At 60.8% G+C, this 12192-nt stretch carries 10 protein-coding genes; 7 read left to right on the plus strand and 3 right to left on the minus strand.

Annotated elements, in window-relative coordinates; genetic code table 11:
- Nucleotides 1-2: 2 nt before the first annotated feature.
- Both gatA and gatC read right to left on the minus strand, forming a co-directional pair.
- The gene (gatA, locus tag ACFOZ5_RS10970) at nucleotides 3-1448 is read right to left on the minus strand and encodes an Asp-tRNA(Asn)/Glu-tRNA(Gln) amidotransferase subunit GatA (protein ID WP_379887183.1); all 1446 of its coding nucleotides are present in this window, start codon (nucleotides 1446-1448) and stop codon (nucleotides 3-5) included.
- A gap of 25 nt (nucleotides 1449-1473) precedes the next feature.
- Nucleotides 1474-1761: an Asp-tRNA(Asn)/Glu-tRNA(Gln) amidotransferase subunit GatC gene (gatC, locus tag ACFOZ5_RS10975; protein ID WP_379887185.1), complete on the minus strand. Its 288-nt coding sequence runs from the start codon at nucleotides 1759-1761 to the stop codon at nucleotides 1474-1476.
- Nucleotides 1762-1939: 178 nt separating this feature from the next.
- Here gatC and ACFOZ5_RS10980 point away from each other — a divergent pair, with 178 nt between their 5' ends.
- From ACFOZ5_RS10980 to ACFOZ5_RS11010, 7 genes are all read left to right on the plus strand, one after another.
- Nucleotides 1940-2980: a rod shape-determining protein gene (locus tag ACFOZ5_RS10980; protein ID WP_379887187.1), complete on the plus strand. Its 1041-nt coding sequence runs from the start codon at nucleotides 1940-1942 to the stop codon at nucleotides 2978-2980.
- Nucleotides 2981-3073: 93 nt separating this feature from the next.
- Nucleotides 3074-3982: a rod shape-determining protein MreC gene (gene mreC, locus ACFOZ5_RS10985; protein WP_379887312.1), complete on the plus strand. Its 909-nt coding sequence runs from the start codon at nucleotides 3074-3076 to the stop codon at nucleotides 3980-3982.
- Nucleotides 3982-4458, plus strand: a complete 477-nt coding sequence (mreD, locus tag ACFOZ5_RS10990) for a rod shape-determining protein MreD (RefSeq protein WP_379887189.1) — start codon at nucleotides 3982-3984, stop codon at nucleotides 4456-4458. Before mreC ends, mreD begins: the two co-directional genes overlap by 1 nt.
- Before the next feature lie 24 nt (nucleotides 4459-4482).
- Nucleotides 4483-5076 carry a Maf family protein gene (locus tag ACFOZ5_RS10995; protein WP_379887191.1) on the plus strand — a complete coding sequence of 198 codons (594 nt, stop codon included), beginning with the start codon at nucleotides 4483-4485 and terminating at the stop codon, nucleotides 5074-5076.
- A 12-nt stretch (nucleotides 5077-5088) separates the two neighbouring features.
- Entirely contained in the window at nucleotides 5089-6576 is a 1488-nt protein-coding gene (rng, locus tag ACFOZ5_RS11000; protein ID WP_379887193.1) for a ribonuclease G, read from the plus strand.
- 5 nt (nucleotides 6577-6581) lie between these two features.
- Nucleotides 6582-10544, plus strand: coding sequence for a YhdP family protein (locus tag ACFOZ5_RS11005; RefSeq protein ID WP_379887195.1), 3963 nt, complete (start codon nucleotides 6582-6584; stop codon nucleotides 10542-10544).
- Nucleotides 10545-10586: 42 nt separating this feature from the next.
- Entirely contained in the window at nucleotides 10587-11420 is an 834-nt protein-coding gene (locus ACFOZ5_RS11010) for a carbon-nitrogen hydrolase family protein (RefSeq protein ID WP_379887197.1), read from the plus strand.
- A 227-nt stretch (nucleotides 11421-11647) separates the two neighbouring features.
- On the opposite strand, the gene yjgA is transcribed toward ACFOZ5_RS11010, so the two are convergent.
- Complete coding sequence (yjgA, locus tag ACFOZ5_RS11015; RefSeq protein ID WP_379887200.1) at nucleotides 11648-12190, minus strand: ribosome biogenesis factor YjgA; 543 nt, start codon at nucleotides 12188-12190, stop codon at nucleotides 11648-11650.
- Nucleotides 12191-12192 lie beyond the last annotated feature (2 nt).

The following is a 12192-nucleotide window of genomic DNA, read 5'->3' on the forward strand; positions in this document are numbered from 1 at the left end:
GCTTACTGTGGCTCACGCTGGTGCCAGTCGGTCACCTGCTGGAACTGGTGGGCGGCATTCAGCAGCCGGGCCTCGGAGAAGTAGTCCCCGATGATCTGCAGCCCTACCGGCAGGCCATCAACGAAACCGGCCGGTACCGACATGGCTGGTACGCCAGCCAGATTGACGGCAATGGTGAACACGTCTTCCAGGTACATGGTGACCGGATCGCTGGTTTTCTCGCCCTGACGGAAAGCGGGGGAAGGAGACACCGGGCTCATCAATACATCCACCTCTTTAAAGGCGTTGACGAAGTCCTGCTGGATCAGCCGGCGCACCTTCTGGGCCTTGAGGTAATAGGCGTCGAAGTAGCCGGCGGACAGGGCGTAGGTGCCCACCAGGATGCGGCGCTTGACCTCTGAACGGAAGCCTTCGGCACGGGTGCGGGTATACAGGTCCATCAGATCCTTCGGATTTTCGCAGCGGTAACCATAGCGCACCCCGTCAAATCGGGACAGGTTGGCGGAGGCTTCTGCCGGCGCGATGACGTAGTAGGCGGCGATGGCGAGCTTTGCGTTGGGCAGCGACACTTCCTTCACCGTGGCGCCCAGCTTCTCGTATTCACGAACCGCGTTGCGTACCTGCTCTTCCATGGCCGGACTCAGCTGATCGGAGAAGTACTCCTTGGGCAGACCGATTGTCAGGCCCTTCATGGGCTCGTTCAGGGTGGCGGTGTAGTCCGGCACATCCCGCTCGACGCTGGTGGAATCCTTCGGGTCAAACCCCGCCATGACGTTCAGCATCATGGCGTTGTCTTCCGCGGTGCGGGCCATGGTGCCGCCCTGGTCGAGGCTGGAGGCAAAGGCGACCATGCCATAGCGGGAAACCCGACCGTAGGTGGGCTTGAGGCCAGTGATGCCGCACAGGGCCGCAGGCTGGCGGATGGAGCCGCCGGTATCAGTGGCCGTGGCCGCCGGCACCAGGTGCGCGGCCACGGCCGCTGCGGAGCCGCCGGAGGAGCCACCGGGGACGCGGTTATCGCCCCAGGGGTTGATGGTGGCGCCAAAATAGCTGGATTCGGTGGAGGAGCCCATGGCGAACTCGTCCATATTGGTCTTGCCCAGGCACACGGCACCCGCCTTGCGGAAGTTGGCGGTGACGGTGGCGTCGTAGGGCGGCACGAAGTTCTCAAGCATTTTCGAGCCACAGGTGGTGCGTACACCATTGGTGCAGAACAGGTCCTTGTGGGCGAAGGGAATGCCAGTCCAGGGCGTGGCCTTGCCGGAGGCCCGTTGCTCGTCGGCGGCCTCGGCCTCGGCAAGGGCCTGCTCTTCGGTAACGGTAATGAAACTGTTGTATTTGCCGTCCTCGGTCCGGATGCGGTCGAGGAACTGCCGGGTGAGCTCCACGCTGGAAATCGTGCCGTTTTCCAGCTCGCGGGAAAGGTCTGCTACGGTTTTGTTATGCATGCTGCTTCCTGGTATTGCTGGTCGGTCACTCGATGACGCGGGGGACGAGGTAGAGGCCGTTCTCGGTGGCGGGGGCGATGGCCTGGAAGGCAGCCCGCTGGTCGTTTTCGGTAACCTCGTCGGGGCGTAACTTCTGGACCGCGTCCAGAGGGTGGGCCAGGGGCTCTACCGAGTCGGTATCGGCGGCGCTCAGCTGGTCGACCAGATCAAGGATGTTGCCCAGGTCTTTCTCCAGGGCGGACACCTGCTCATCATCCACCTGGATGCGGGCAAGCACCGCAACTTTTTCGATGTCTGTGCGGGAAATGGTCACGCATTGCCTCCGGGGTCGTGAAAAACAACCATGTTAACAGATTAGAAGTGTGTGGCAGTACCCTCACATCGCTGTAACAGCCTGTAAGGCGGCCGATCACGCCTTGCCTGTGGGGGTGCTCACTGCTAAAGTTGCGGCATCATTTCCCTACGGCATTTCTCAGGTTGAAATAACGCGAATGTTGAAACGTCTCCGAGGCCTCTTTTCCAGCGATCTGTCGATCGATCTTGGTACCGCAAACACCCTTATCTATGTTCGCGAGCGGGGGATCGTATTGAATGAGCCTTCGGTTGTGGCCATTCGCACCAACAATTCCCAGAAAACGGTCGCTGCGGTTGGTACTGAGGCCAAGCGGATGCTTGGTCGTACCCCCGGCAACATCACCGCCATCCGTCCCCTGAAGGACGGTGTGATCGCGGACTTCGTGGTCACCGAGAAGATGCTGCAGCATTTTATCCACAAGGTTCACGAGAACAGTTTTATCACCCCCAGCCCCCGGGTGCTGGTGTGTGTGCCCAGCAAGTCCACCCAGGTGGAGCGCAAGGCCATCCGTGAATCCGCCCTGGGCGCTGGCGCGCGCGAAGTGTTCCTGATCGAGGAACCCATGGCCGCTGCCATCGGTGCCGGGCTGCCTGTGGAAGAGGCCAGTGGCTCGATGATTGTCGACATCGGCGGTGGCACCACCGAAATTGCCATCATTTCCCTGAATGGCATTGTCTACGCTGAATCCGTCCGGGTGGGTGGTGACAAGTTCGATGAGGCGATCGTGACCTACGTGCGCCGTAATTACGGCAGCCTGATCGGTGACTCCACCGCCGAGCGTATCAAGCATGAGATCGGCTGTGCCTTTGAAGGTGTGGAGATTCGCGAAATCGACGTACGTGGCCGCAATCTGGCCGAGGGCGTGCCCCGTGCTTTCACCCTCAACAGCGAAGAAATTCTTGACGCCCTGCAGGAATCTCTCGCCCAGATCGTGCAAACGGTCAAGAGCGCCCTTGAACAGTCACCTCCTGAGCTTGCTTCGGACATTGCCGAGCGGGGTATCGTGCTCACCGGTGGTGGTGCGTTGCTCCGTGGCTTTGACAAGCTGATCAGTGAGGAAACCGGCCTGCCGGTGATTATTGCTGAAGATCCGCTGACCTGTGTTGCCCGTGGTGGCGGCAAGGCCCTGGAAGTGATTGATCGCAGCGGAATCGGAATGTTCTTCCAGGAGGGGTGATCATGGCACCAGGTGCCGGCCTGACGCCGCCGCTGGAGGGAAACCTCAGCGGCGGTCGTGCTATCGGGGCAGGGAGGCTGTGCCATTAAAACCATCTTCGTCCAGGGCCCGGTTCCCGGATTTCGGCTCCTGTTTGTGCTGGTATTGTCACTGGCGCTGATCGTTGCCGATGCCCGCTTCGATCGACTGGAGCCGGTGCGTAGCAGCATTGCCAGCTTCCTGGCCCCGGTCTTCTGGCTGGGGAACGCACCGGACCGGTTTGGTGACTGGTTTGCTGGCGTCATCACCCCTCGTGAAGATCTTCTCAGCGAAAACGAAGCCCTCAAGGCCCGCCTCATGATTCTTGAGCGTCGGGCGCTGAAGTACGGCGCCCTGGCGGCCGAGAACAACGAGCTGCGTGACCTGATGAACGCGTCCGATACCCTGGATGACCGGGTGGTGGTGGCGGAAGTGGTTGGCGTGTCGCCGGATCCCTTCTCCCACGAGGTCATCATCAACAAGGGAAAGCGCGACGGTGTGACTTCGGGGCAGGCGATCCTGGATGCCAACGGCCTGATGGGGCAGGTGCTGTACACGTCTGCCTTCACCTCCCGTGTGCTGCTGGTTTCCGACAGTAGTCATGCGGTGCCGGTGGAGGTGCTGCGTAATGGCCTGCGAGCGATCCTCCTTGGTAATGGCGATATCAGTCAGCTGGAGCTGGTGCATGTGCCCGACACGGCGGACATCCGGGAAGGCGATGTGCTGGTCAGCTCCGGTCTTGGCGGACGTTTTCCAAAAGGCTACCCGGTCGCGGAGGTATCATCCATCAGCAAGGAGCCCGGTGCGCCGTTCGTTACCATCCATGCGTCCCCGCTGGCCCGTTTGAGCCGAAGCAAGCTGGTGCTGGTGGTGTTCCAGGAGGCGGGATCCGCTGGTGCCGCCGAGCTCTATGACCCGCAAGGCACGGATGACCGGACAAGCGGCGGTACTTCTGACAACGATACTGGCGGGGAGGGTAACTGATGCTGTCGATTGTCAGCTATCCGGTCATGTTCGTCAGTATCCTGTTGTCGCTGGTATTGAGCATCTCCCTGTTTCCCACGGGCTGGTTTGAATTCCGGCCCGAATGGCTGGGGTTGATGGTGTTTTACTGGACCTTTCGGGCCCCGGCCCAATTCGGCATTCTGGCGGCCTGGGTGCTGGGTGTATTGCTGGATGTGCTGGAAGCCGCACCGCTGGGCGCCAACGGGCTGGGTATGGCGATGATTGCCTTTCTGGTGCTGACGGTGCACCAGCGGTTGCGGATGTTCCCCTTATTACAGCAGTGTGTGATTGTGTTTCTGTTGCTGGGCATCAACCAGATGCTGGTTCACTTTATCAAGCAGCTGCTGGGGGCCGAATCCGCGGGTTTTGCGTACCTCTGGCCGGCAGCGACCAGTGCGTTGCTCTGGGTTGTAGTGTGCCCCTTGCTGGACAGGTTGAATCTCAGGCTCGGCTGAACCGGACATCCGTGGAACAAAACCATGACCGAAAAAGTCATACTGGCCTCGGCGTCGCCCCGACGGGCTGAACTGCTCAGGCAGCTTGGACTATCCTTTGACGTGTTGCCCGTGGATGTCGACGAGGCGCCACATCAGGGCGAAGCCCCGGCGGATTACGTGCACCGGCTGGCCCGGGAGAAGGCTCTGGCCGGATACCAGCGTCAGGGCCGGGCGGATGCCCTGGTACTGGGCTCTGATACGACGGTGGTGCTGGACGACCACATACTGGGCAAACCGGCGGACGCGTCAGACGCAGGGGCATTGCTGCATAGGTTGTCCGGTCGCAGACATCAGGTCATGACGGGTATTGCCCTGGCCAGCGCAAGTGGCGTTGAGGCCAGGGTCAGCGTGACGGAAGTCAGGTTCCGCAATCTGGATCAGCGCGAGATTGATGCCTACTGCGCCACGGGCGAGCCCATGGATAAGGCTGGTGGTTATGGTATACAGGGCCGCGGTGGTGCCTTTGTCACTGGTATACGTGGCAGTTATAGCGCGGTGGTCGGTCTGCCACTGGATATCACGGCCAGCCTGCTGGCAGATGCCGGCCTGCCGGTCTGGGATTACTGGAACTCTTGAACGGAGAATGACATGAGCGAAGAAATCCTGATCAACGTTACCCCCGTGGAAACCCGGGTGGCACTGGTTGAGAACGGGATGCTTCAGGAGGCTTATGTCGAGCGTACCAGTCGCAAAGGCATCGTCGGCAATATTTTCAAGGGCAAGGTCGTGCGGGTGCTGCCGGGTATGGAAGCGGCGTTCGTCGACATTGGCCTGGAGCGAGCCGCTTTTATTCACGCGTCTGACGTGATGCCGGTGGACTCTGACAGTGACAACGGCCAGCCCCAGGATGGCCCGCGTACCGTGCCGGACATTCGCACACTGCTGCGGGAGGGGCAGTCGCTGGTGGTTCAGGTGACCAAGGATCCCATCGGAACCAAGGGCGCGCGGTTGACTACCCAGCTGTCGATTCCGTCCCGCTACCTGGTGTTCATGCCGGGCGTTCACCATGTCGGCATCTCCCAGCGAATCGAGGACGATGACGAACGGGCACGCCTCAAGCAGACTCTGGAAAGTGCCATGGGCGATCAGGAACACTGTGCCGGCGGCTTTATCATCCGTACTGCCGCCGAGGGTGTCGCCGAGGATGATCTCCTGGCGGACATGGTGTACCTGCAGCGCCTCAACTATTCCATCATTGAACGCATTGAGCAGGTCAAGGCTCCGGCCATCGTCTACCAGGATCTGCCACTGTTTATCCGTACCATTCGCGATCTTATTCGTCCCCAGACCGAAAAAGTGCGCATCGATTCCCGGGAGAGTCATCAGCGGGTCATGGACTTTGTCAGGGAGTTCGTGTCCGAGTTCGAGAACAAGGTGGAGTACTATCCTGGCGAGCGCCCCCTCTTTGATCTCTACAGCGTTGAAGACGAGATCCAGAAGGCTCTCAGCCGAAAAGTGCAGCTCAAGTCCGGCGGTTACGTGATCATTGACCAGACCGAGGCCATGACCACGATTGACATCAACACCGGGGCATTCGTGGGCCACCGTAACCTGGAAGAAACCATTTTCAAGACCAATCTCGAGGCAGCCCGGGCCATCAGCCGGCAGCTGCGACTGCGTAACCTCGGCGGTATCATCATTATCGATTTTATTGACATGGAAGATCCGGAACACCAGCGCCAGGTGCACCGCATGCTGGACAAGATGCTGGAACGGGACCATGCCAAGACCAAGATTACCGGGGTTTCCGAGCTGGGGCTGGTGGAAATGACCCGCAAGCGGACCACCGAAAGCCTGGGTCAGATCCTGTGTGAGCCGTGCCCGATCTGTGACGGGCGTGGCTTCCTCAAGACCGCGGAAACCGTATGCTACGAAGTCTTCCGCGAGATACTGCGGGTCAACCGAGCCTACGAGGCAGAAAGTTACCTGGTGATGGCGTCCCAGAAGGTGGTCGACAGACTTCTGGATGAGGAAGCCGACAATGTGGCGGACCTGGAAACCTTTATCGGCAAATCGATCCGGTTCCAGGTAGAGCCCTTTTACAGCCAGGAACAGTACGATGTGGTCCTGCTCTGAGTGTGATGTCCAAACAATCCCCTCCCCCTGCTGGCCAGAGTTCTGAGCGCAACCGGCGTGCCGGGGCCTCCAGCCTGCTTTTGACAGCAGCCACCTGGCTGCTGGTCCTGCTGCTGATCATCGTCGCCGCTGGTACGACCTGGGCCAGATACGTGACCCGGCATATTGATGATTATCGCCCTGCTATTGAGGCGCTGCTCAGCGACCGGTTGGGCCAGGATGTGACCATCGGTAGCCTGTCGGCAAGCTGGCAGGGGCCGGATCCTGTGCTGCAGGTCAGCCATCTCGATATTGCCCACGACTCACGGGCGGACCACAGTGCGGTTGCCCTCCAGCATCTCCTGTTGCGTCTGGACGGCCCCCGTTCACTGTTGCGAATGGGGTTGGTGTTCCAGCGTATCGAGGCGGACGGCCTGGACGTGATCGTTGCCCGCGACCCGGATGGTGGCGTTGCGATTGACGGTCTGACCCTGCCCGAATCCGGCCCGGGGCTCTCCGCAGTCGGAGACAGCTCCGGGGAGCGATGGCTGCAACCACAGCGATGGCTGAACGAGCTGGCGGGACGAATATCAGACCCGCAAATTCGCCTGACCCACCTGACGGTCGGGCTGCGTACGCCGGACTCGGAAACGCTGTTCGTGGACGTACCCCAACTGGAGCTGGCTTATGATGATGGTCGTATGTCGGCTACCGGTCGTGCCATGCGGCAGGGCACCCTGGAACAGCTGGTCACCTTTTCCATTCAGGGAAGCGGCTTCTTCGAAGGCCGCTTTACCGGCCGGGTCTGGGCCGATATTACTCCCGGTGGCCTGCTGGAGGGTATTACCCGGGGTCTGGAATGGCGCAACTTCCGGCTGCAGGAGCTCAATGCCAGCGCCACTACCTGGCTGACTTTCGACAATGGCCGGCTTGATCGGCTCAACGGTCGGATCAACATGCCCCGTTTGCGCCTGGATGGCGACCTGATAGCTCCGCCGACGGTTGAGGCTCTGACGGCTCGGGTCGGCTGGCGCCGGACCGAAGAAGGGGGCAGTCTGCATATCCGGGATCTGGGGTGGCGCTGGCAGGATGACACCGTTACCGGAATGTCGGTGAAACTTGAGCATGAACGGCTCCGTTTCCACCTGGCGGCAGCCAATGTGTCGTTGGGCCCACTGGTACGGATGCTGGTAGCGTCTGACATACTCTCGGCGAGGATCGAGCCGGAAGTCGTCGGGCTGAGACCGGAAGGACGCGTGTCAAACCTGCATCTGACGATGCCTCGCGGCCATCCCGGCGATTTTTCAGTATCGGCGGTACTGGACGGAGTCAGTGTTCAGCCGCACCGGGGAGCGCCCGGTGGCAGCAATCTGCAGGGGCAGGTGTGGGCGAATCGTCATGGCGGCCGGATAAAAGCCCAGGGTAAGGACATGACGCTAACTGCTCCCAACCTGTATGCCGAACCGCTCACCTTCAGTCACACCGAAGGTGAAGTGAGCTGGCGCGATGAGGGGGGCATTACCCGCGTGTTTGGCCAGGACCTGAAGGCAACCTATGGCGAAGCGACTCACATTAATGGTGCTTTTGACCTGCGCCTGGACCGCTACGGCGAGGACAACCTGGGGCTGAGAATCGCCGTGGCCGACGCCCCGGCCAGCCTGCTGCCGGAGGTCCTGCCAGCAAAAGCATTGGAACCGCAGCTATATGACTGGCTGACCACGGCGATTACGGCCGGTGAAGTCGTCAGTGGCGAATTTTATGGCCATGGCCAGGTTGGTGACGGACGCCCTCCGGGCAGTTTCAATACGGCCATGGAATACCGTTTTCGTGACGCCACTGTTGCCTATGATCCGTCATGGCCTGTGGTCACCGGGGCCAGGGGTTCCGTCACCATCCATAATCGCCATGCCCGGGTGGTGCTGGATCAGGCCACCACTGGTGGAGTCCAGTTGGGTGGTAGCAAGGTTGAGGTGATCCAGGGCGCCGGCACCCCGACCGTGCAGGTAGTAACCAGCGCCATGCTTACGGGTGAGCAGGCAGGATACTGGCTCAGGGAGACCCCCCTGGGCCGAATGGCCGGAAACGTCAGTCAGACGCTTTCGCTGACTGGCGACTACGATCTGGACCTGACCTTGTCGATGCCGCTCGCGGCAGCGCAGGATGTTGACGTTGAGGCAAGCCTGCAAACGGATAATGGCAGCCTTTACTATTCGCCGGCCAGGCTGAGCTGGCGGAATATCAGTGGCGCGCTCCAATACAGCAGCCAGAATGGTTTCAGCGAGGAGCCCCTGTCTGCCCGTTTCCTCAATCAACCGGTCAGTGTGCGCTTCCGTGCGGACCCGGCGCGGGGAGCGCTGACAGTGATTCAGTCCGGGCGGACCGATGTCGCTTCACTGAGCGGGATGCTCATGTCGCAAGAGCAGGCATTGCCTGGATTGACAGGCCCCTTACCCTATACCGCTCGCCTGGATGTCGTGCCCGGAGCCGATGCGCGCTTGGCGGTTACGGCTGGTGGTGCGGGACTGCGCTCGGAATGGCCCGCGCCACTGGCCCGGGAACCCGGTACCGGGGAAACCATCGAAGCCCTGTTGCGTTGGCCGTCGGGCGATCAACTGCTGCTGGAAGCCCAGTGGGGGGAGCGACTGTCCGCGGCGCTGGAATGGCAGGGCGAAGAATTCCTCGGTGGTCAGGTTGTCATTGGTGACGGTTCCGCGCGTTTTACGGTTGAAGAGGGCCTGATGATCCGTGCCGCGTTAGATCGATTTGCCCCGGCTCAATGGCAGCCATGGCTTGATCGCCTGGGCGTGGACGTGGGTGGGACCTCATCCGGTGCCGGAGAGGATGGTACCAGCGAACGATTTGGCTGGTTGAACAACATTGACCTGAGGATGGATGAGCTGGTGCTCGGTGGTCACTCGGTTCCGGGGATCAGGGTTACCGCAAGACCCCAGCCGGATGGCTGGCTGCTGACCACAAACTCGGAACGTGCCGCCGGGCAGGTCAGGATTCCGGACAGCGGAGATCGTGTGTGGGTGGACCTGGAGCGCCTTCGGCTGGCACGGGACCAGGAGCCCGGCACCGAACCGGATGATGAGCCCCTCCTGCTCACGCCGTCAGAACAGCTGGATGCCTTTCAGGATATGGCGGCCGGTCAGTGGCCGGAGGTGGAGGTTCGTATTGCGTTGCTGGAGATCGGCGATGATCAGGCAGGTTCCTGGTCATTTGTGCTGTCTCCGTCCCCGGACCAGGTAACCCTGATGGATCTTCAGGGCCGTGTGGGGTCGCTGGCATTTGATGGCCAGCTCCGCTGGGGAATCACCTCCGGCGAGCAGGTAACCGTGGTACAAGGCGTGCTCGAGGGCGGCGGGCTTCAGGACCTGGCCAGTCTGCTGGGACAGCCGATGCCCCTGACCAACAAGAGCTCGGTGATTGACCTGAACATCGCCTGGCCGGGACGGCCGGACCAGTTTGACGCCGGGCGCCTGAACGGCGAGTTCAGCGTCCGTCTGGACGATGGTGTGATCCTTGAGAGCAATGAAACCGCGCAGCTTTTCCGCCTGTTCAACCTGCTCAATACCGATACCCTACAACGCCGGCTGCAATTCGACTTCTCGGACCTCTATGAAGCCGGTGTCGCCTTCGACGCAATTTATGGCAAGGCAAAGCTGGATCACGGCGTCCTCACCTGGGACCCGGACCTGCAGCTGGCGGGCCCGTCCGGTGCGCTAAGGCTGTCGGGCCTGACCAACCTGGCCGATGAAACCCTCGAGATGCGGCTGGTGGTGATATTACCCCTGACCCAGAACCTGCCCCTGGCGGCCATCCTGATGGGCGCTTCGCCGCCAGTGGGGGGCGCACTGTTCGTGCTGGACAAGTTGTTGGGCGAACCATTGAGCAAACTGACCAGCGCCACTTATAGTGTAAGGGGAACCTGGGATAATCCGGACGTGAAGCTGCGCAATATCTTTGATTCCGGCAACCGGGAATAAGCCTGGGGTCCCACACCACAGTCATCCGCAACGGAGATCGCTATGGCGAATGCCCAGACCGTCGCCGCCATCCAGATGGTGAGCACAACGGATATTGATGACAACCTCAACCAGGCCGGGCTTCTGCTGGCCCGTGCCGCCGAGCAGGGCGCCCGGGTGGCTGTTCTGCCGGAAAACTTTGCGGTACTGGATACCGCCAATATGCCATTGCATGGCAGTCGCGAGGTGTCTGCCGACGGTCCGATCCGCAGTTTCCTGGCAGAACAGGCCCGCAAGCACGGGCTATGGATCGTTGGCGGCTCTTTGCCCATCGGGGCCAGGCCCGACGGAACCACCCTTGAGGATCGGGTGCGGGCGAGCTGTGTGGTCATCGATGATCAGGGCCGGGAGGTGGCCCGCTATGACAAGATCCACCTGTTCGATGCGATGGTTGAAGACAGCCAGGGGCAGTATCGGGAATCGGACACCTTTGAGCCGGGTGAGGATCTGGTAACGGTCGATACGCCGGTGGGCAGGTTGGGACTATCGATTTGTTACGATCTGCGTTTTCCCGAGATGTTCCGGCAACTGCGCGAAAAGGAGGTGGATTGGATAACCTTGCCCAGCGCCTTTACCTGGCACACCGGCGATGCCCACTGGCACCCACTGGTGCGTGCCCGCGCGATAGAGAACCAGGTATGGGTGGTGGCGCCGGGGCAAGGCGGCCAGAACAGCGAACGTCGCCGTACCTATGGCCACTCCATGATCGTCGACCCGTGGGGCAGAATTCTGAAGGAACTGGTGGAGGGTGCCGGGGTTGTCGTCGCGGATCTTGACCCGGACTACCTGCAGCAGATCCGCACACGCATGCCGGTCTGGGAACACCGGCGCCTCTGAGGGCGTATACGGCCCGGAAAAGACTGATTTGCTACGGAAGAAAAACGCAAAGACAAAGACATTATTGGCCACGAAATCCACTAAAGAACACGAAAATTGCCTACCCTGAGCTCTGGGGGGAGGGTTATCTGGCGAAGCCTTTTCGTGAGATTTCGTGGATTTCGTGGCTAAAAAAAGAGTTTTTGATTTTTATTTCCGTGTTCTTCCGTGGCCAAAAAATCTTTGGTTCAGGAGCTCCGCTCAGCCTCGTCGATGCACTCCCGCAGGTAGCGGAACAGTTTCTTGCTGTGGCCGGTATTATTCCCGGATTTCACGTCTTTCTGGGCATTCCTCAGCAGGTTGCGGAGGTGCTGCACATCGGTTGCCGGACATTGCTCCACGAAACCCGCCACCGCCGTATTGCCTTCGGCAATCAGCCGGTCACGCCAGCGTTCGGCCAGATGGTGGCGACGGGTGTGTTCCTCGCTGCCTGCATCGAAGGCTTCCACGGAGCGACGCAGGCCGTCAGGATCAGCCTCGTTGCGAATGACCTTGCCTACGTATTGCAGGTGCCGGCGGCGGGCCTCATGCTGACGGATACGCCGGGACTCAACGATGGCTGCCTTGAGGGTCTCACTAATGGGCAGTGAAGCCAGCTGTTCATCGCTCAGGTCCATCATTCGTTTGCCCAGCTCCTGAAGGGCGTGCATTTCCCGCTTCAGCTGCGATTTGCTCTTGATCAGCTCGTCGTCATCTGCGGCGGCGTCCTGGGGTGTGGATTGTCTGTTCACGG

It is taken from the genome of Marinobacter lacisalsi, assembly GCF_042651045.1.
Classification (GTDB): domain Bacteria; phylum Pseudomonadota; class Gammaproteobacteria; order Pseudomonadales; family Oleiphilaceae; genus Marinobacter; species Marinobacter lacisalsi.